The 20,267-nt window shown below is 50.4% G+C and carries 22 protein-coding genes and 1 tRNA gene; 9 read left to right on the forward strand and 14 right to left on the reverse strand.

Annotated elements, in window-relative coordinates:
• Positions 1-215 precede the first annotated feature (215 nt).
• Positions 216-743 carry a type 1 glutamine amidotransferase domain-containing protein gene (locus tag PBA01S_RS16300; protein WP_028539936.1) on the forward strand — a complete coding sequence of 176 codons (528 nt, stop codon included), beginning with the start codon at positions 216-218 and terminating at the stop codon, positions 741-743.
• A gap of 403 nt (positions 744-1,146) precedes the next feature.
• On the opposite strand, the gene ptsP is transcribed toward PBA01S_RS16300, so the two are convergent.
• The 6 genes from ptsP to PBA01S_RS16330 form a co-directional block, all read right to left on the reverse strand.
• Positions 1,147-2,889, reverse strand: coding sequence for a phosphoenolpyruvate--protein phosphotransferase (ptsP, locus tag PBA01S_RS16305; RefSeq protein WP_085170780.1), 1,743 nt, complete (start codon positions 2,887-2,889; stop codon positions 1,147-1,149).
• Positions 2,890-3,077: 188 nt separating this feature from the next.
• A complete protein-coding gene (locus tag PBA01S_RS16310; protein ID WP_016311578.1) occupies positions 3,078-3,506 on the reverse strand; it encodes a CoA-binding protein in 429 nt (142 codons plus the stop codon).
• Between the two features lie 59 nt (positions 3,507-3,565).
• Complete coding sequence (gene aroA / locus PBA01S_RS16315; RefSeq protein ID WP_028539938.1) at positions 3,566-4,858, reverse strand: 3-phosphoshikimate 1-carboxyvinyltransferase; 1,293 nt, start codon at positions 4,856-4,858, stop codon at positions 3,566-3,568.
• A gap of 30 nt (positions 4,859-4,888) precedes the next feature.
• Entirely contained in the window at positions 4,889-5,398 is a 510-nt protein-coding gene (locus PBA01S_RS16320) for a shikimate kinase (protein WP_127576351.1), read from the reverse strand.
• Between the two features lie 155 nt (positions 5,399-5,553).
• Positions 5,554-6,963 carry an NADP-dependent phosphogluconate dehydrogenase gene (gene gnd, locus PBA01S_RS16325; RefSeq protein WP_127576352.1) on the reverse strand — a complete coding sequence of 470 codons (1,410 nt, stop codon included), beginning with the start codon at positions 6,961-6,963 and terminating at the stop codon, positions 5,554-5,556.
• Positions 6,964-7,159: 196 nt separating this feature from the next.
• The gene (locus PBA01S_RS16330; RefSeq protein ID WP_028539941.1) at positions 7,160-7,756 is read right to left on the reverse strand and encodes a YkzI domain-containing protein; all 597 of its coding nucleotides are present in this window, start codon (positions 7,754-7,756) and stop codon (positions 7,160-7,162) included.
• Between the two features lie 175 nt (positions 7,757-7,931).
• Here PBA01S_RS16330 and PBA01S_RS16335 point away from each other — a divergent pair, with 175 nt between their 5' ends.
• Positions 7,932-8,555, forward strand: coding sequence for a YktB family protein (locus PBA01S_RS16335; protein ID WP_127576353.1), 624 nt, complete (start codon positions 7,932-7,934; stop codon positions 8,553-8,555).
• Positions 8,556-8,806: 251 nt separating this feature from the next.
• Here the strand turns inward: PBA01S_RS16335 and PBA01S_RS16340 are convergent, their stop codons facing one another.
• The gene (locus PBA01S_RS16340) at positions 8,807-10,072 is read right to left on the reverse strand and encodes an MFS transporter (RefSeq protein WP_127576354.1); all 1,266 of its coding nucleotides are present in this window, start codon (positions 10,070-10,072) and stop codon (positions 8,807-8,809) included.
• Positions 10,073-10,259: 187 nt separating this feature from the next.
• Here PBA01S_RS16340 and PBA01S_RS16345 point away from each other — a divergent pair, with 187 nt between their 5' ends.
• Both PBA01S_RS16345 and PBA01S_RS23360 read left to right on the forward strand, forming a co-directional pair.
• Entirely contained in the window at positions 10,260-11,735 is a 1,476-nt protein-coding gene (locus PBA01S_RS16345) for an aminotransferase class I/II-fold pyridoxal phosphate-dependent enzyme (protein WP_127576355.1), read from the forward strand.
• 41 nt (positions 11,736-11,776) lie between these two features.
• Positions 11,777-12,217 (forward strand): DDE-type integrase/transposase/recombinase, encoded by a 441-nt coding sequence (locus tag PBA01S_RS23360; protein ID WP_127576356.1) that lies wholly within the window; start codon positions 11,777-11,779, stop codon positions 12,215-12,217.
• A 154-nt stretch (positions 12,218-12,371) separates the two neighbouring features.
• Here PBA01S_RS23360 and PBA01S_RS16355 read toward each other — a convergent pair whose 3' ends face one another.
• The 4 genes from PBA01S_RS16355 to PBA01S_RS16370 form a co-directional block, all read right to left on the reverse strand.
• The gene (locus tag PBA01S_RS16355; RefSeq protein WP_036645237.1) at positions 12,372-12,662 is read right to left on the reverse strand and encodes a hypothetical protein; all 291 of its coding nucleotides are present in this window, start codon (positions 12,660-12,662) and stop codon (positions 12,372-12,374) included.
• A gap of 4 nt (positions 12,663-12,666) precedes the next feature.
• Entirely contained in the window at positions 12,667-13,368 is a 702-nt protein-coding gene (locus PBA01S_RS16360) for a hypothetical protein (RefSeq protein WP_127576357.1), read from the reverse strand.
• Positions 13,369-14,217: 849 nt separating this feature from the next.
• Positions 14,218-14,541 carry a DUF1292 domain-containing protein gene (locus PBA01S_RS16365; RefSeq protein WP_009227121.1) on the reverse strand — a complete coding sequence of 108 codons (324 nt, stop codon included), beginning with the start codon at positions 14,539-14,541 and terminating at the stop codon, positions 14,218-14,220.
• Positions 14,542-14,677: 136 nt separating this feature from the next.
• Complete coding sequence (locus PBA01S_RS16370; RefSeq protein WP_009227122.1) at positions 14,678-15,232, reverse strand: stalk domain-containing protein; 555 nt, start codon at positions 15,230-15,232, stop codon at positions 14,678-14,680.
• Positions 15,233-15,413: 181 nt separating this feature from the next.
• Here PBA01S_RS16370 and PBA01S_RS16375 point away from each other — a divergent pair, with 181 nt between their 5' ends.
• Complete coding sequence (locus tag PBA01S_RS16375; protein WP_085170783.1) at positions 15,414-16,151, forward strand: MBL fold metallo-hydrolase; 738 nt, start codon at positions 15,414-15,416, stop codon at positions 16,149-16,151.
• A gap of 66 nt (positions 16,152-16,217) precedes the next feature.
• On the opposite strand, the gene PBA01S_RS16380 is transcribed toward PBA01S_RS16375, so the two are convergent.
• The 3 genes from PBA01S_RS16380 to PBA01S_RS16390 all read right to left on the reverse strand — a co-directional run bounded on the left by PBA01S_RS16380 (position 16,218) and on the right by PBA01S_RS16390 (position 17,507).
• Entirely contained in the window at positions 16,218-16,457 is a 240-nt protein-coding gene (locus PBA01S_RS16380) for a DUF3892 domain-containing protein (protein WP_009227124.1), read from the reverse strand.
• Between the two features lie 68 nt (positions 16,458-16,525).
• Positions 16,526-16,978 carry a GNAT family N-acetyltransferase gene (locus tag PBA01S_RS16385; protein ID WP_028539945.1) on the reverse strand — a complete coding sequence of 151 codons (453 nt, stop codon included), beginning with the start codon at positions 16,976-16,978 and terminating at the stop codon, positions 16,526-16,528.
• A 244-nt stretch (positions 16,979-17,222) separates the two neighbouring features.
• Positions 17,223-17,507 carry a hypothetical protein gene (locus tag PBA01S_RS16390; protein ID WP_028539946.1) on the reverse strand — a complete coding sequence of 95 codons (285 nt, stop codon included), beginning with the start codon at positions 17,505-17,507 and terminating at the stop codon, positions 17,223-17,225.
• A 255-nt stretch (positions 17,508-17,762) separates the two neighbouring features.
• Between PBA01S_RS16390 and PBA01S_RS16395 the strand changes: the two genes are divergently transcribed.
• From PBA01S_RS16395 to PBA01S_RS16410, 4 genes are all read left to right on the forward strand, one after another.
• Positions 17,763-17,835, forward strand: a tRNA-Val gene (locus PBA01S_RS16395).
• A 203-nt stretch (positions 17,836-18,038) separates the two neighbouring features.
• Positions 18,039-18,623, forward strand: coding sequence for a hypothetical protein (locus PBA01S_RS16400; protein ID WP_028539947.1), 585 nt, complete (start codon positions 18,039-18,041; stop codon positions 18,621-18,623).
• Positions 18,624-19,218: 595 nt separating this feature from the next.
• Positions 19,219-19,989 carry a polysaccharide deacetylase family protein gene (locus tag PBA01S_RS16405; RefSeq protein WP_085171001.1) on the forward strand — a complete coding sequence of 257 codons (771 nt, stop codon included), beginning with the start codon at positions 19,219-19,221 and terminating at the stop codon, positions 19,987-19,989.
• Positions 19,990-20,015: 26 nt separating this feature from the next.
• Positions 20,016-20,204, forward strand: a complete 189-nt coding sequence (locus PBA01S_RS16410; RefSeq protein WP_085171000.1) for a hypothetical protein — start codon at positions 20,016-20,018, stop codon at positions 20,202-20,204.
• Positions 20,205-20,267 lie beyond the last annotated feature (63 nt).

The raw sequence follows: 20,267 nt of genomic DNA on the forward strand, positions 1-20,267 counted from the left end.
CTTAGAACGTGCGCCGATAGACGTTTTAATTAGAATATTGTTCTTATTCGACTCGCCCGCAAGAATCTCCTTCCGTTAGCAAAAGATACTTTAAATTGCCATATTTGGAAATGTTTCAGAAAGCGCCAGGCATAGTAAGAGTCATCATTTTTGATACAATTAAAATATTGATTCGAATTTTCGTCAAGTGCCATAAAAGACAGGAGGAGTTGGATTTGAGATTAAATGGTAAAAAGATCGTTGCTTTAGTCGATGAGGAGTTTGAAGATTTGGAGCTATGGTACCCGGTCTACCGCGTTCGCGAAGAGGGAGCGGAGGTGCATTTGGCCGGTCCGGTGAAAGGCAAAAAATACATTGGCAAATACGGGGTCCCCGCTGAAGCGGAATTTGCCTTCGAGGAAATCGATGCCAACGCGTATGACGGCATTCTTGTCCCCGGCGGCTGGGCGCCGGACAAGCTTCGCCGATACGATAAGGTGCTTCAGCTCGTTCGCGAGCTGCACCAAGCGAAGAAGCCGATCGGGCAAATCTGCCACGCCGGCTGGGTACTCATCTCCGCGGGGATCCTGAAAGGCGTGACCGTTACGTCTACGCCAGGGATCCGCGACGATATGCAGAACGCAGGCGCGATTTGGGTGGACGAGCCCGTTGTCGTGGACGGGCACATCATCTCGGCCCGCCGCCCGCCGGACCTGCCGGCTTACGGCAAAGCGTTTGTGGATGCGGTGGCGAACCGGGGATAATGGTGCATGAGGTAGTATAAGTGCTGAGATGTGTGTGTAGCCGCGGCGGAATAGCGGGATTGTGACGTGCGCTTCCTGCTTTCACCAAATGTAAAAGTGCAGTTTAAATCCTCTGAACATCCCGAAATTCGGGTTTTAAATGCAAAAGTGCAGTTCAGATCGAATGAAAAGTCCGCTATCGGACCGTTTCGCCCAAAGTTAACTGTACTTTTGCATTTCAACTAGCCGATTGAGGCAAGTTCGACAAAACTCAACTGCACTTTTACATCTCAACCCCGGAAGGCACGGAGCGAACGTGGAGTTAGCGAGGGATCCATTCGCCATCTGCATGCGCCCCCAAGCCGCAACATAACAAAACAAGGCCGTCCCCGATGTCCATGCTGACCCGAAGGGACGGCCTGTTTTATTTACTCAAACGCTCTTGCTCCAGCTCGTGTGCATAGCGGACCAGTTCGGCTTCAACCTGATTGCTGGTCGGTAAGCGGTAGCAAGCCGCGCCCACTTCCTTGCTCTCCCGCGAATCGGAGTTCAAGATGCGGTGCTTCACCCGCAGCAGCGCCTGCGGCGACATGCTCAGATCGGTGACGCCAAGATACAGCCATAACGGCACCGCCTTCTCGTCCCCGGCCATTTCGCCGCAGACACTTACGGTGATGCCGGCATCCTTAGCCGCTTGCACCGTTTGACGCAGCAGTCGCAAGACGGCTGGATGGAACGGATGATACATGTGAGCGATCTGCTCGTTCATCCGGTCAACGGCAAGCACATACTGTACCAGATCGTTGGTGCCGATGCTGAAGAAGTCCACCTCTTGGGCCAGCAGATCGGCAATCGCCGCCGCGGCCGGAATTTCAATCATAATGCCAACTTGAATATCGGGATCGTAGGCGATTCCCCGCCGGGTCAAATCCTGCTTCGCTTCCTCCAGGATCGCATTCGCCGCACGGATTTCCTCCAGCGAGGAGATCATCGGATACAGGATTTTCATCTTCCCATAAGCGCTGGCGCGTAAAATCGCAGCAAGCTGGGTTTGAAACAACTCCCGGCTGTCCAAACTGATACGAATTCCGCGATAGCCCAGCACCGGGTTCTCCTCTTCCTGCAGCTCGAAATATTCCAGCTGCTTGTCGCCGCCAATGTCCAGCGTCCGAATTGTAACCGAATGCGGCCCAGCCTTCTCCGCAACCTGCCGGTACACCTCAAATTGCTCATCTTCCCCAGGAAAAGTGGACCGGTCCATATATAAAAATTCTGTACGAAACAAGCCCACGCCTTCCGCGCCGTGCTTTAACGCCAGCTCCAAGTCCTTCACGGAGCTGATATTGCCGGCGAGCCGCATGCGTACGCCATCCTTGGTGACCGCTTCCACGGCAGCCAGCAGCTGCAGCTGTTCTTTGCGGCGGCGTTGCTTCTCCGCCAGCTCTGTATACCGGGCGATGATCTCCGGCTCCGGATTCAGATATACGTATCCTTCGTCGCCGTCGATGACTAGCAGATCGCCCGTTTGCAACGGCTCGGTCAGCTTGTTCTCAAGCCCCGATACCAGCGGAATGCCGAGTGCCCGCGCCATGATCGCCGAGTGCGACGTTTTCCCGCCGGCCATCGTAACCATACCCAAGACGTTGTCCGGATTCAAATGGACCAACTGAGAGGGAGAAAGCTCCTTCGCCACCAAAATATACGGCTGCGTATCCGCAGGCAAGGTGATGTCCGGCGTCCCCAACAAATGCTTCAGCAGGCGATTGCCGACATCCTTGATGTCGAGGGCCCGTTCTTTCATATATTCGTCATCCAGCAGGTCAAACATCGTGACAAAATGATCGATTGCTTCCTTGACGGCAACCTCCGCCGCCTTGTATTGGCGTTCGATAATCCCCTGGATTTCGCTCATAAATACGGGATCCTCCAGGATCGCCAGATGGGCATCAAAGATACCGGATTCCTCCGCACCCACCGTCTCCTTAATCTCGTTCTTCATCACTTCGATTTCGGTTTTGGACGTGCGAATACCTTCGTACAATCGCTCGAATTCCTTGGCGAGATCCACCTTCTCCATTCGGCGATCCGGTACGTCCCATTCCCAGGCGGGCAGCACAAAAGCTTTGCCGATGGCGACTCCCGCTGCTGCTCCGATCCCCTGTATCATGTAGTGACCCCCTAGTCCTGCTTGTAAGTTCCTAACCTAAGGCACTATTCATTCTTGAACTTTCTCTATAGGATGCCCTCTATCTATTTCATTATGGTAATCCTAGCCCCTTAAATTTGTCAAAGAAAAAACACGCAACTCAAAGAGGGCCCTCCGAATTCGGATGGGTCCTCTTGGATGGGCCATGCTTAACTGCGTTTTCCGATCAGAATGCTATCTTCGACCTTGATGCAGCGGTCCATAATGACGGTGAGTCCGCCTTTCGAAGCGATCTCATACGCTTCTTCACTGAAGATTCCCAGTTGCAGCCAAAGCACGCGAGCCCCAATCTTCACCGCTTCCTCTGCGACCGGCGGCGTCTGCTCACTGCGACGGAACACATTGACGATATCCACCGGCTCCGGGATATCCGACAAGCTCGGGTAGACCTTCTCCCCCAGAATTTCACCGCTAACCATCGGATTCACCGGGATAATACGATAGCCGTTATTTTGCAAAGCTTGCGCAACCATGTACGAGGTGCGGTCAGGTTTGTCCGACAACCCCACGACGGCAATGTTACCGGCGTTCAACAGAATCTCCTTGATTTCCTCACGGCTTGGATTTTCAAATGCCATTTTGGCCATCCTCCTTTATCGACGCCAGCAAAGCCAGCGCCTTGCCTCTTAGTTCAAGTTTATTCTACCCGTTCGATCGATGCACCAAGCGAAGTGATGTGATCAAAAAATTGCGGATACGATTTCGCCACATGGTGCGCATCCTTAATCACCAGCGGCTCCCGGCAGCGCAAGCCGACGACGGTCAACGCCATAATGACGCGGTGGTCGTAATGCGCATTAATCGTCACGCCGCCTTCGAGGCCGGTCGGACGCCCGTGGACGATAATTTCCGCTTGGCGTTCTTCGACGTTCGCGCCGGCTTTTTTCAGCTCGGTCAAAAAGTCGGTGATCCGGTCGCATTCCTTGTAACGCAAATTTTCCACGTTATAGAACCGGGACGTCCCGTCAGCAAACACTGCAGCCGCGACCATCGCTAACACAGCGTCGGTCGCCGCATCGCCGTCGAATTCCACCGGCCGCAACCGGCCATTGCCCTGCACGTGGACCGTACCGTTCTGATGTGTCAGCGGCACGTCCATCATCTGCAGCACGTCTACAACAGCGCGCTCACCCTGCTTGCTCTGCTCGGCCAACCGATGAACCTTCACGTCCGATTTCGTCACGGCAGCCGCAGCTAAGATCGCCGCCGAGCCCGGATAGTCCCCCTGCACGGTATACGTCTTCGCTTGATAGCTTTGCCGTCCAGGCACGCGGAAATGCATATAATCGTCGCTGGCATGGATCACGATCCCGGCTTGCTCCAGCACTTCCAGCGTTTGCCCCACAACGACCTTCGATTTCAGATCGTTAAGCACCTCAATTTCGCTGTCTTCGTCAAGCAGCGGCGTCAAGAACAGCAAAGCGCTCAGGTACTGCGAGCTCACCGAACCGGAGACGCGGATCTTCCCGCCCTTCGGCGCACCACCGCGAATGGTGATCGGCAATTTCCCCTCGTTGTGACTCACTTCCACACCAAGCTGTCCCAGGGCGTCGATCAGGTCATCATGCGGCCGCTTGCCCAGCGAATCCGGATACGTGTTCACGAACGTCACCTCCGGGCAGAGTGATGCGATCGCCATCAGGAACCGGAGGACGGCCCCGGCGTTCCCAACGTTCAGCTCCTTGACGTCTTTCGGCCGCCGTCCAAAACCGGTGATGACGATCTTCTCCTCGTCCTCTTCCAGCACCGCACCCAAATCGGCGATACAGCGACGCATGGCGTCACTGTCCTCACTGTGCGCCGGGTAATATACCGTGCTTGTCCCTTCCGCTAAAGCCGCAACCAGCAGGTAACGAGTTGTATAGTTTTTGGAGGATAATGCTCCGATTTCGCCCTTTAACTCCGGCGTAGGCCTAACGATAACGTCCATAGTGTTCACATTCCCCTTTGTTGTGATTAATCAAGAACCGCGGTAATGCGTTAAAATCTCAGCCGCCACTTGTTCCGCGCTTTTCCCCGAAGTATCCACGGTCAGATGAGCAAAAGCGTAAAGTTCCTTCCGTTCCTCCAGCAGCGCGGTGATCCGCTCCTTCGCCCCCCCGGTCAAGAGCGGTCGGTTCGGGTCCTCCCCGACCCGCGCGAGAATCTCGTCCGCCGTCGCTTGGAGCGCCACCACCAGGCCGCCGCCTCGCATCGCCAGACGATTCGCCTCACGAAGCACCGCACCGCCGCCGGTCGCCAGCACAATCCCTTGCTCTTGCAGCGTGTTCCGCAGCGCCGCGGACTCCAGGTCACGGAAATAAGCTTCTCCTTCAGCCGCAAAAATATCCGGAATCGACCGCCCCGCCTCCCTGACGATCCGTTGATCGAGATCAACGAACGTTTTGCCGGTTGCGGCTGCCAGCAGGGAGCCGACGGTGGACTTTCCCGTCCCCATCATGCCGATGAGCACGATGTTATGATGCAACATGTTATCACCTACTTGCTCTGCATCGAACCTAAAGGCACTCGTTCAGAGTAAACTTTTTCATATCATAACACAGGCTGTCCTGTTTTCACCATGAAAAAAGAAGCCGGAAGAGACGCATTCGTCCCTCCGGCTTCGCGTTTAGCCTAACCTGTTGTTTAGAACCATTGATGGTGGAAGACGCCTTCCTTGTCCACGCGTTTGAACGTATGCGCACCGAAGTAATCGCGTTGCGCTTGCAGCAGGTTTGCTGGCAGACGTTCCGTACGGTAGCTGTCATAGTAGGACAGCGCGCTGGCAAAGCCAGGCACCGGAATTCCGTACGCCACAGCTGTGGAAACCACGTTACGCCATGCGTCTTGATAGCTTTCCACGATATTTTTGAAGTAAGGGTCGAGCAGCAGGTTTTTCAGCGCAGGGTCACGATCATACGCTTCCTTGATGTTATGCAGGAACTGGGAGCGAATGATGCAGCCGCCGCGGAAGATCATGGCGATGTTGCCGTATTTCAAATCCCAGCCGTACTCTTCGGAAGCCGCACGCATTTGGGCAAACCCTTGAGCATACGAAACGATCTTCGACGCGAACAGCGCTTTACGCACGTTCTCGATAAATTCCTTCTTGTCGCCGCTGAACGGTTGTTTTGCTGGTCCGCTCAGGATTTTGCTGGCGGCTACGCGCTCTTCTTTCATCGCCGAGAGGAAACGGGAGAATACCGATTCCGTGATCATAGACAGCGGCACGCCAAGGTCGAGAGCGCTTTGGCTTGTCCATTTCCCCGTCCCTTTTTGGCCGGCAGCGTCCAGAATGACGTCAACCATCGGTTTGCCGGTTTCTTCATCGTATTGAGAGAAGATATCGGCAGTAATTTCGATCAGATAGCTGTCCAGCTCGCCTTTGTTCCATTCGCTGAAAATCTCGTGCAGTTCCTTGGCATCCACGCCCAGCACGTCTTTCAGCAGATGATAAGCTTCGCAGATCAGCTGCATATCGCCATATTCAATGCCGTTATGCACCATTTTTACGTAATGGCCGGCTCCGTCCGGACCAATATATGTACAGCAAGGATCACCGTTTACTTTGGCAGAAATCGCCGTCAAAATCGGTTCAACCAGCTTATAAGCGGATTCTTGTCCACCTGGCATGATCGCAGGCCCTTTCAAAGCGCCCTCTTCACCGCCGGATACCCCGGTGCCAATAAAGCGGAATCCTTTGGCTTCCAGCTCTTTGCTGCGGCGTTGCGTATCAGGGAAGTGCGCATTGCCTCCGTCGATGATGATGTCACCTTGATCCAGGTAAGGCAGCAACTGTTCAATCGTAGCATCAGTCGCCGGACCAGCTTGTACCATAATTAAAATTTTACGCGGCGATTCCAGCGAGTTCACGAACTCTTCAACGGAAAACGTGCCGACGAGGTTTTTCCCCTTGCCTTCGTTGTTCAGCAGATCATGCGTTTTCTCAGGGGAACGATTATATACGGACACAGTAAAGCCCCGGCTTTCAATATTCAGGGCCAAATTCTTGCCCATGACGGCCAAGCCGATGACGCCGATTTGTTGTTTTGACATGGTCTCCATCCTTTGCACACTATTTTTATCAATATTATCATTTTAACTCTTTTGTGTACAGAAGTGAACCCTGGCCGTAAGCCCAAAAAACAACCCCCAACGCCGTGGGAGCCAAGGGCTTGCCTTTCGATTTCAAGTTGTGTGTAGTTCGGCAGGAGGCGGGTACTCACTCCTTTAGGATGAGCCATATCCATCATTACCATTCAAGCTGCATGAGTTCCATTCTCAGCTTGCGCAGCCGCTCTTTGCAGGCTTCCGAGGCTTCGGCATCCCCCTGTTGGATGGCCTCGAACAACCGCTCAAGCTCGGCATCCAGCTCCTTCTGCAGTTGTGCCAACCGTTCCTCTGCCGCTTCGGATGCGAACATCTCAGCCATTTGCGCCATGTCGACAATGGGTCCTTTTTGAAAAATAACCCGATGCTCCATCCCCGAGATTTCCACCAGGCGGATCACTTCTCCGAATAAAATGTTCTCGACCAGGATCTGACGATCCCTTATCCGTTTGACCACCGCATGACCGCGCAGATCGCCGATCAGCTTCTCCAGCCATTCCGCCAGCTTGGCATCGCGGATGACGTAGTCGCCTACCAGCTTGTATCCTTTGGCGAGACGCTGAAACCGCAGCTTAGTCAGCTTGCGTCCAGTGCGAACGGAGATGATGAAGAGCGATTCGTTTTCGCTCCAATATAAAGAATACCCGTCTTGGATCAAGTCGCGAATCAATTGCTGTATGTGCCGGCGGTCGAATCGGAGTTCCAGGTTGCAGTATTCCACTTCGTAACTTTTGTTCACGGCACTCCCTCCTAACGGTTTACCATATCTTATACTCCATCTTATGTAATGGAACTTGGTTTATTGATTATTTTTGGCCCGTTCCGGCCGGAGTTGCCGCGGAAAATATGTTATACTAGTACCGTTGCACATCGAACGAAATGAGATCCATGCCGAAAGTTGGAGGTACTACACGATGGCCTTTGAAGGTTTTACGACACAAGATTTCGACGCGCTTACCGTTCCGGGGCTGGAGTCCCGAATGGAAGCGATAATTAGTCACATTAGACCTAAATTGGAGACGCTGGGTGCGGAGATGGCCCCGTACCTGTCCGCTTTATGCGGAGAAGAGATGTTCCCGCATGTGGCCAAGCATGCGCGCCGGACGGTGAACCCGCCGAATGACACATGGGTCGCTTGGGCGGCCAGCAAGCGCGGGTATAAGGCGTTGCCGCATTTTCAGGTCGGGATGTTCTCCACGCACCTGTTTATCATCTTCGCCGTCATTTACGAGAGCCCCAATAAGGCCGTGTTTGCCAATTATTTGGACAAGCATGCGGCGCAAATCAAGAAGACGATCCCAGACGGGTTCTACTGGTCCCTGGATCATATGAGCCCGGACGGCACACCGCACCGGGAAGCGGATGCCAAGCAGCTGAAGGCCTGGGCCGAGAAGCTGAAGACGATCAAGAAGTCCGAAGCCCTGTGCGGACTGCGGCTGGAGCGGAACGACCCGATCGTATCCGACGGAACCAAGCTGATCCGCACAGTGGAAGAGATGTTCCAAACGCTGTTGCCATTGTATAAAGGCGCGTTTTAAGCATGACGCAGAAGCGGTCTAACGGACACCAGAGACGCTACGGACTTTCCTAAGCGACCTCCTGTTGGCTAACGGACTGAGAAGACCTTACTTATGGAATAAGCGGCGAGCCCGTTGCCCCTATTGGTAAATAAAGCCCCTGATGTCCGTTACAGCGGGAAATGACTGGGAAATCGACCAATAAGGTCACTACGGTCCGTTATACCCATGGATGGCCTGCCTTCTGGCCTGCACTTCAAGCCTCCCTGACCTTATGGGTTGGGGGAGGCTTTTTGTGTACGGACAAGGCCAAGGTGCAGGAAGAAAAGCAACGCCATCGTAACTGCGCTGGTCAGAAACGGTGCGGCTGGGCCAAGCAGGTCCCACATTTTGCCGGAGATGATCGGTCCTACAACCATGCCGGAGCCTTGGATCGTGAGAAACAAGCCCCAAATCGTTCCCTTCTCCCCGCTTGGAATCATTTGCGCGATCATCGTATTCCAGGTCGGGAGAATTAACGCATAGCTGCATCCGATCAGGATCACAAACGACCAGACCAGGGCGACCTCCCGCGTCATCGCAAACAGGCCGATCGAGAGCGCCGCCAGAGCGAAGCCGATATGCAGGAACCAGCGCGTCCCCAGCCGATCGACCAGCTTGCCGACGGGAATTAGCCCCAAGACGGTGATCCCGCCGCCGATCACGAGCATGGCGCTGAACGTCTCCGGCGACAGGCCCAGCTCCGTCCGGACATACAGCGTGATGACCGGTGTCAGCAGCCCGACGGCGAAGGATTGCAGGAACAGCGCCGGATATAACAACGGGCTGACGTCCAACTGCGTGCGGATATGGTGAATTGAAGCACGCAGTTGACGCCACATCCCTCCGATCTTGGCGGAGGGCGAATGTGCGGGAACGGCGGCTTTGGACGAGCCCGCGGCGGTGGAGCCGCCTTTTTTGCCTGGCAACATCAACGATACCAGCAAGACCAGCATAAGACATCCGAGCAAAAACCAAAAAATCGGCTGATACGAATCATTTAGGAAAAAGTTAATCAGAACCGGCCCCAACCCGGTTCCGCCAAGGCTGGAAATTTGGATGACCCCCATCGCTGTCGCGAAGTTGTTATTCTCTTCCGTTACCGCAGTGATGCCCATTAAAACACAGGGCCAGAGCGGTGCTGTCCCGATACCAAGGAGCGCACAGCCCAGCACGAGAAACCCCATAGAGGGAAGGAACGCGATCATCGCAACGGCACCTAGGGTGATGGTCAGCCCCAGGCTCATCGTCCGGCGAAAACCAATCCGTTCAATCAACCAGCCCGCCGGGCTGCGGAACAAATTATCCCCGATATACTGCATCGAAAACGACAACCCGATCGCAAACGCACTCAGCTTCAGCACATCCCCCATGTAAACCGGCAGGATGGATACGATCAGCGCCCCCTTCACGAACTCCACCAAAAACATAATCAGCCACAGGCTGGCGAACGTGGGATTCAGCAGTTTTTTCCTTGCCATGCTGCTTGTCAGTTCCACGAAAAAGCCCCCTCTCCTGGTTTCCGATCACCGATACTCTTTCATTTTGTCCTTTTTTGTCGGCAATTTAACCCATATTCCGTCAATTTTATGTAAAAAGCAGCGGTTTTTGCTTGCATTCCGGGCGCATTTTGCTATACTCTAGCTTGTTTGAAAATTATGTAGACGAAAGGCAGGGATGGCCCGTATGGATCATCAAAGCACGCCGCTCTTCACTGCTCTCAAAAAGCATGCGGCCGGCAATCCCGTTCAGTTTCACATTCCTGGGCACAAGAAAGGGCTCGGCACCGATAAAGAATTCCGAGAGTTCATCGGCGATAACGCCTTGTCTATCGACTTGATCAACATCGCCCCGTTAGATGACTTGCACCAGCCAACCGGCGTCATTCAAGAGGCGCAGAAGCTGGCTGCCGACGCCTTTGGCGCGGACTACACCTTCTTCTCGGTGCAAGGGACCAGCGGAGCCATCATGACCATGATTCTATCTGTTTGTTCTCCGGGGGATAAAATTATCGTCCCGAGAAATATTCATAAATCCGTAATGTCGGCCATTATATTCGCCGGAGCGAAGCCGGTATTTGTCTCGCCGGCGCAAGACCCGAATTTGGGCATCGACCACGGAATCACAACGTCTTCGGTTCGCCGCGCGCTGCAGCGTCATCCCGACGCCAAAGCGGTGGTGGTCATTAACCCAACGTACTTCGGCGTATGCGCCAACCTGAAAGAAATTGTGGATCTAGCCCACAGCTACCATGTTCCCGTGCTGGTGGATGAAGCGCATGGGGTCCATATTCATTTCCATGAGAAGCTGCCGATGTCTGCAATGCAAGCAGGCGCCGATATGGCGGCAACCAGCGTGCATAAGCTGGGAGGCTCGATGACGCAAAGCTCGATTCTGAATCTGAACACGAAGAACGGATACGTCAATCCGCAGCGTGTGCAAACGATCATCAGTATGTTAACGACGACGTCCACCTCCTATCTGCTCCTGGCTTCTCTGGATACCGCACGCCGCAATTTGGCGCTGCACGGACGGGAAATGGCCGAACGGGCGATGGAACTAGCCGAATATGTTCGGTCGGAAATTAACCAAATCGAAGGCTTGTACTGCTTCGGGCGGGAGATTTTAGGCGGGGAAGCTACTTATGACCATGATCCTACCAAACTGACGATCCACGTTCGCCATTTGGGGATTACCGGTTATGAGACGGAAAATTGGCTGCGCGAGCACTACAACATCGAAGTAGAGCTTAGCGACATGTACAACATCCTGTGCCTGATTACCCCAGGGGATACACAGGAGACGGCCGATATTTTGCTGACCGCGCTGCGGGAGCTTTCTAAAACCTATTATAAGGAAAACAACGCAAATGAGCTGATCGTCAAGGTCCCGGAAATCCCGCATTTGTCGTTGATCCCGCGGGATGCGTTCTATGCGGATACCGAGGTCATTCCGTTTAGGGAATCGGCTGGCCGGATCATTGCCGAATTTATTTATGTGTACCCGCCGGGGATTCCGATTTTGCTTCCGGGTGAAGTCATTTCCCAGGACAACATCGACTACATCCTCGATCATGTCGAGGTCGGCTTGCCGGTAAAAGGGCCGGAGGATCGGTATATCGACAAGGTTAAGGTGATTGTTGAAGCGGATCCGATTTTTTAATTCAAATCGAGTAGGATGGGGACTATCCCCATCCTTACCCAATGTACGGAAATGGCCGCAAGGCCTATTTGAGTGCCATTGTTGACGGATATGACAACTCTGTTGTTTCATGGGTGCTCAGCCATTCCAATAACAATAAGCTTGTTATGAATACGGTAAAGAAAGCTTTTAAAAGAAACCCGAATGCTATGCCGCTCTTGCACAGTGATCGCGGCTTTCAATATACTTCGCTGGAATACAAACAACTTCAAAAGAGATACAAGTTTACAACAAGTATGTCCCGTGTAAGTCGATGTTTGGACAACCAACCCATTGAACGATTCTGGGGTACTTTTAAAGCAGAAAGCTTTTATCTGGAAAAGTACGATACGTATAACAGTCTCCTTCGTAGTGTAAGAACTTATATCCATTATTACAATAATTTTCGATGCACCGAACGACTATACGGCTTATCCCCTAACGAATATCGACGAGCAGCTTAACTAAGAAAATAATCCCCTCAGTCTTGATAACCGAGGGGATATTGAATACTGATGATTTTGTTTTTTAGTCTGTCTACTTGACAGGGAGCACTTCAGATTCCTGGCTGGCCTAAGAGAGCATACAAAGCGCTCATTCTCAATAAATTATTTTTTACTATCTACTATATTGTTTAACTATTTTACCGTCCTTTTTTGATATTAAAAAAGTAGCTATCGGCACAGATGCTTGATCAAAAAAGATTACTTTGTAGCATCGTATATGTTTACCTTCCTCAGTAACAGTATAAACTTCATTTGTTTCTACAAAATATTCTGTTTCTAAAACAGTATATTTCTCTTGAAATTCATTGAGGGCTATATCATTAGCTGTTTCTAGTGTGATGGTATTTGAACAACCTGCAAGTAAAATCGGAAATGCCAATAAGCAAAATAGAAGTCGCTGCATAAAATTAAACTCCATTAACAACTGACATACTGATATTTCCCCAATTGTTATAGTACATTTGATTGCGAGCATTTTCTAAACTGGTTGCTGCATTTTTGCTATACTGTAATCTCGAATAAGTACCATATGCTGTTGAAGTTAACCCTGCAAATAGAGATAATGCTCCACCATAATTGAGGACTATTGTAATCCACCCTGCCGGACCTGTTCCCCAACCAACTACTAGCAACACGAAAGAGGATAATGCCGAGGCCCAGCCTAATACCTCATAAAAAGTATTTGATTCCATATAATCAACTACATTTGTTTCGTAATCATCAATGTATGATCGAAAAGTATTGAAAGCAGAGGCGTTTTTGCTATCTCCTATAGTCGTACCTACATATTTAATGTACTTTTGACTTTGTGCAGACAAAGCTTGTGCTACAAAATTACCATTAGTGTACTCGTAGTTGTAGTAATTGTCATATGCGCCTGCTCTGTCTAATGCTTGAATCTTCATTTCATTTTTTAACTTATCAATTTTCATTTTCAAATCTAAAAATTGTTGCCTTGTAAAACCCTGAACTTGCTCATATTTCACATCTACTAACAATTTACTTTTTTCTTCAATATTCTTTTCTATTGCTAGAGCTTCAGTTGAGTTAATTTCAATGGGGCCGTTCTGTGATTTATCCCTAGTTCGATTTACTGAAATAGTTGTCAATTCATTTTTGTTAAATCTCAGTTCTCCTGTCTTCTGTTCTGCAAGCCCTGTCCGATAGTCATTAGAAAATTCTTGTTTTAATATTAAACTATATTGGTAGTTATCATTTACATCATAATAATCTTCAACCGCTGAAATTTTTGTACTAATAAAATTTACTGAATTCGTTATTTCTGTTATGGATTCGACCCTCTTATATCCAGTCTTTTCATAAATATGAAATTCATTTGGATCCTCTGAGTAGGTATCAATAACAAATGCTTCAGTAGTAATGTGTTTCTTCTCTTCTGTTGATTCGGCATGAACGCCGGAAAATGAAGAAACGAAAAAAAAGCAAATACAAGCGGGATAATAACGTGCCTACTTTTCCTCATAATAATACCTCCCTAATTTATATCCATATATAATGGGATGACCTAATATATGGTAATTTTATTATATCTTAAATTTGGAAATATTGGAATAATTATTTTAATTTTTTGTTCTTTTTTGATCAAAGTGGTATGTGCTCTTGGGGTAAAACCTTCTGTTACCAAACTGCATCTAAACTCTACCCTTGCATCAAGTGACTCTATATAATCTCCACTCCTTTGATTTTCATAACCCCTTCAAAATTTCGATCGTCTCCCTTCACTTGATCATGATCTCTTTTCGTCTATACTTCGGGTTTTGAACGCAGCCCGAACATCTCAATGATCTTGTTTTTCACAATCCCCAGATCTCTCTCCCGCATAAGTGGGTAGTTTTTTGCTTCAAAGGTGTCGTAAAAACTCATCAACCTAGAACTATACAAAAAGCCCCCCGCTTCTGGGGAGCTCTTAGTTTCTATACCAGGTGATCCGCCGCAAATTAGGCTTCATCCATTTGGGCGACAAGCTCGTTGTAAGCTTCTTCTACCTGTTTCCATTCCTGTTCGTCTTCGATATTGTAAAGCACCATTTCTTCGTTCTCTTCTTCCATGCGGAGAATGATGCCGTCCGCTTCCGGATTGTTGCGCTCGAGCAGCAATGCGTACACTTTCTCGCCAACGTCGAACGTCTCGACAAGAACCATCTCTACGTCGTTCCCTTCTTCGTCGGTCAGCGTCAACACAAACTCTTCATGCTCATGATCATGGTCATGATCGTGGCCGCAGCCGCATGCTTCGCCGTGTTCGTGATTGTGGTCGCTCATGAAATTACCTCACTTTAAGTATGTTTTAATGGACTGAAGAAGGGTCTCCCGCTTCGTTCCTCCCGTATCGTAACACTTTTGGTGGGGACAGGTCAATTTTCGTGAGCGGATGCCCGTGTTGTGCTCGGTTGTGCGGTTATTTCAGAACGTTAATGCTTTTCTCCGCAACGAGCACGAAATCTGATCCGTTAGACGGTTTCATGTAGAACCCTACGATGTAGCGGCCCGATGTCTTGAAATCATACGTATAGTCCTTGGTCCGGAACCAAAAGTTATCGCGCTGCTCTTTGATTTCATCCGTCTGGATCTCCTTGGACGTCCCGTCCGGGGCCGTGATGGACACCCGCACTGCAGAAATATTCGTGCGTAAATTATCAATTTGCGAGAACACGTTAAACTTCAGCTTCCCCGTCTTCTTCACATCGCCAAACACATTGTCATCCGCGAATAGAAACATATGGACATTGGGTTTATAATAATTCACCGTTTTGGTGCTGTCATTAAATTCAACTAAACCTTCGAGATTGCGTACGGGTACATAGGTTTTGCCGTCTATAATATATCCGCCGTCTTCCAGCTCGCGGCCGTTCAGCATCAGCTTCACCTTGGTGCTCGCGGCGTCGGCAAAGAGCAGGGAACCTCCCATAAGAGAGAATGCCACCACCAGTAATGCAACTCTTCTCCATTTCATGAATGTTGACCCTCCATTTGATTCCTGTTGATGTATAGTTATACTCGCTGGTTCCGGTCAAGTTGCGGTGTTGATGGGAAATGACGGCATTTTTTTATAGAGCGAGCCTAACCTTTTGTTTCGGCTGGAAATTGTGTACAGTTAAGAGGTGATCCATACTTGACCTAAGGGGGAATGCATGATGGCTTTACGACTACAAATGCTGGGGACGGGCGGAGCGTTTGCCAAAAAATATTTTAATAACAACGCGCTCCTCTATGCCGGTGACTTCACCCTGCTCATCGATTGCGGAATCACCGCCCCCCTGGCGCTGCACACGATCGGCAAGTCGGTGGAGGAGATCGATGCCGTGCTGATTACCCATATCCATGGCGATCATGTTGGAGGCTTGGAAGAGCTGGCTTTTCGCCGGAAATTTGGTTCTGGACGGAAACCGATCCTGTATATTGCTGAAAATTTGGTGGAGCCGCTATGGGAAAATACGCTGAAAGGCGGGTTAAGCCAAGACGGTGTAATCCACTCGCTAAACGACGTGTTTGACGTGCGTCTATTAAAGGAAAGCGAGCCTGCACAGCTTGCCCCTGAGTTAAAAGTGGAGCTCATCCGAACGCCGCATATCCCGGGTAAACCCAGCTATTCGCTTTATATCAATGATGAGATTTTTTACAGTGCGGATATGACGTTCGAGCCGGAGCTCTTGACGGAGCTTGTGCGTGAACGAGGGTGCCGTCGTATCTTCCACGAGGTCCAACTGACCGGAAAGGGCGAAGTACATACGACGCTGCAGGAGCTATTGTCCCTGCCAACCGACATCCAAAGCCAAATTCTACTGATGCATTACAGCGATGATATGGAGTCCTTCCGAGGCGCTACGGGAAACATGGACTTTCTGCGTCAGCACGAAGTCTATACGCTGTAACCAAAAGAACCCTGCGGGCATGATGGCCTGCAAGGTTCTTTTTTTTAATATAGATATGGATCAACGTTATTCGAAGCTAGGCAAATTATCCAAGTTGTTGGACGGATCTCCATCAGCATCGCCGCGGATATACATCTCTCCGTCCCGTCCCTTAAACACGTTGACGCCGGCGATCGCACCTGCCTTCACTTCCTGCAGGGCTTGCTGGTAATCCAGCACGCGGCCGCTGGACGTCTTGAACGCGACCAAATCCCCGTCTCCGTTCTTCCGCACAGCAATAAACGTTTCTCTGGTATTCAGGGCCATCGGCTAGCTCATCTCCTCTTCAATAAGATTAGATCTAGCTTGCCCCAAAATCTCCAAACCTATGACCTTTACGATTTTAACGACTTAACCATCCGGACGTGCGGAATACCGGCGTCATCAAACGGTTCGGTCGAGATTGTCTCATAATCAAGTTTGGCATAGAACCCTTCGGCTTGGCATTGGGCATCCAGCACCGACTTCGTGAGTCCAAGCTCCCGCGCCAGTTCCTCCAAGGCGAGCAGCAGGATTTTGCCTACGCCTTTCGAGCGATACGGCGCACGTACGGCGATCCGCTGCATTTTAGCGGCATTGTCTTTAAAGTAAATCAATCTGCCTGTCGCAACATAGTCCCCTTCCAATTCGATCAGCACATGATGTACATCCGGGCCAATCTGGTCATACTCGTCAATTTCCAATTCAACGGGGACCTTCTGTTCCTCGACGAACACCTCTTTGCGGATGTCCAGGCACTTCTGTAATTGCTCCTCATTCTCGACATGAATAATTGTTGCAGCCGACACTTCGTTCCCCTCCCACCATTGATTGCTTGTCTATTGGATCATTTAAACTGCATCATTATACAAAAAAATCATTTTCATGTATAGTTGTCTCATGGACATCGATGGAAAGGAGCTGGCTTAGGGGTATGGTCATGGGCGTAACAATCGCCGCGGCGGTCGTCATCGCGGTATTGCTGATTGCCTCCATGTTTTACACGACGAAGAAGGGCTATTCCCGCAAATGGGACGAGGAAGAATAAGCGTTTTATTCCGTGGAATACACATCTTCTACAATCGTAGGCAAATAGACGCCGTCCGACACGGATGGCCCAAACGGCCAAGGAAAAGCGCCAGCCTGCCGGCTTAAAGTCTCCGCGCTTGGCGCCATCTGGCAGGCGCTGGTCAAGGCCAACAGCAGGATGGCCCCCGCTGCAGCAATCCAAAGGGATCGTGGCCGTTTCATCTCATTCTCCGGCGACGGGGTTTGATCGTTGTTGTTAGAATGGGTATGGTTATGGCCAATATGGCGATGATGGTGGTTCCAATGCATGTTCACTACTTCCTTCCTTAGGTGATGACTGTGCTGTTCTGTCTGATGTATGCGTGCCATGACTGGATCATTTATCGCAAGTAATGAGCGCATGAGCGTCTTGGATAAATGCAACGTTATGCCGTCATGTACCTTACCACTCGGACACGCGTTCCTTCTCCATTGTTGACAGGGGACAGACAGCTTATACTCTAGGAAAGTGTTGACAAGAACCCCGCCGCCTGATAAGATTATTTCTGTCTTCACTATAATTTTGATCTGCTAGCTCAGCTGGGAGAGCACCATCTTGACAGGGTGGGGGTCAGTGGTTCGAGCCCACTGCAGATCATTGAGAAAATCCCTTAAAGCGTATGGCTTTGGGGGATTTTTTATTTTCTCTTTGTAGTCAACGATGCCCTCTGGTACTTAGGTGATCCGAATCAAGTTTGAAGAGTGTTTAATTCCCCCTTCTTCCCCCATAGATCTCTTCTTCCATAAATCTGGAATTTTTTTAAGCATTGTATACTATTAGAGTATGATGGAGGGATTCTTTTGAAAAAAATCATTGATGTCATTATCCTTGTTGTTATTCTATTCCTAGCTGGTGGTTGCGGAACTGGGGCAAAGTACAACGACATCTCCCCCATTGCTAAGGATGTCAAGCAAACTCCCGGAACTTCACCAGGCTTATCCATAAGAGATGGTGTAGCCGTATGGGACCCAGGCTCAAAGTGTTGCGAATCTTTTGAAGATACCTTGCTTGAAGTGCCCTTTGAGGTTCCTATTCCACAAGTTCCTTTTCCGATTACCCATCAGTCTGCCGATATCGTCCCGGCTAACTTTGACTTGATCCAATTGACCTTTGCTAATGAAGAGCGAGGAGAGCAACTGATACTGGCTGTTTCAAATTCGCAGGTAAAGTCCAAACCGGATGGTAAAAAGGGGCCAAAATTAAGTGATGGCACACAAACCTGGATCCAAAGCACACCGAACTTAAGCGGGCTATATTGGAGAAATAATGGATTAACCTATGCATTAGCATCGAACAAGGTGGAAGATGGTGACTTTGTTCCTTTGTATAGTATTTCTGAACTCGTTCAGATTGCTAACTCTATTGTCCAACCTCCCCACCTCTAACGGACCGTACCGACCTTATTTGCTCATTTCCCGGAGATTTCCCGAGCTAACGGACTCAAGTGACCTTATTGAGCAAAAATACTCATCGATTCAACTCAACAGACCCGAATAAGGTCTCTGAGGTCCGTTAAAACGGGTAGGCTTGCGTCCGAACCCAAATAACGGCGCTGGTGTCCGTTAGCGCAACCGAGCTACCAGCATACGGCTACTGGCATACGGATGCCTGCATACGGCTGTCAAGCAACAACCCAACAGCGCCAACGACCAGCACTAAAACGACGGCCTAGCCGCCACCGGCTGGTCTCCTAACATCGCCACAAGCCCCCACAACAAAAACGTGCGCCCCAAAGGCGCACGTTCTCGTTAAAGTATGTTACTGTCCCCATACGTCCTCTCGTCCGCCATTGCAACATCATGATTGCCCATCGTTACATAAAGCGGAGGACGGATATCTTTTTGATGAAGAGAAGGATTCCCCTTCCATGGATAAAAGTGCCGATGGACAGCCAAACTAAACGGACAGCGCCGGCCGGAAGCTGCGAGTTGCCCGGACGGACAAGCGCTCAAGTATAGTTGATGGAGGCACGTAAAACCGATGGTCAAAATCAAACTGGGAGCAGCGCTCACCATCGCCCTTGGCATTGCGCTTCTCTCTGCCCCTGTAACAGAGGCATCCTCCCCGGTTCATGGCAAGCAACGAAGCTATTATGAAGAACGCGGGGACATTGTATGGGAAGTGCCAACGCAAGAAAAATACATCGCCTTAACCTTTGATGACGGACCAGATGAACAGCAAACACCGAAAATCCTCGAGCTCCTGGAGAAGTATCATGCGAAGGCGACCTTCTTTGTCGTTGGTGACCGGGTGAAGCGATTCCCCGACATCGTGAAAATGGAACAAGCCGCCGGTCATGAAATCGGCAACCATTCCTATCACCATCCATCCTTACACCGACTGGGGTTGTCGGCCTTGAAGGAAGAGATGACCATGACCCAGGAAGCCGTTCTCGAGACCACCGGACGCAAACCCGTCCTCTTCCGTCCTCCGGGCGGATATTATAATTATGCTATCGTCGAACTAACCAAGCATCACAACCTGCAGATGATCCTCTGGTCCTGGCATCAGGATACGAAGGATTGGACATCGCCCGGCGTACAACGAATCGTACGCAAGGTGCTGGACAACGCCCGCAACGGCGATATTATCCTGATGCATGATTACGTGTACAACAGCACGCAGACGATCGAAGCGCTAAAGGTCATCTTGCCGGAACTGCAACGCCGGGGTTATCGCTTCGTTACCGTATCCGAACTGCTGACGCATAAGGTGACGACGCCGAATCCTCAAATGAAAGAGAATCACTAAACTTCATTGGAAAGGAGCAGGCACTCATGGTTAAAAAGCAGAACACCCTGCCTCCCGGGGAAGGCTCTGGTGTGGATCCGATCCCCGTTCCAAAGCACCCTACCGCAGCCACGGAGAAGCTCGAAGATTTGGTTGGCGAGATGATGGAGGAATGGACGGAAACTTTGACGGGGGAATCGGAAAAAACGAATCAAAACAAGGGTCAAGCCAAATAAGTGAAATCCTCCAACCATGCAGCAAGACGGGATTCCAGCCCGCCTTGCTGTTTTATTTAAAAA

Source organism: Paenibacillus barengoltzii NBRC 101215 (genome assembly GCF_004000745.1).
Lineage (GTDB): Bacteria > Bacillota > Bacilli > Paenibacillales > Paenibacillaceae > Fontibacillus > Fontibacillus barengoltzii.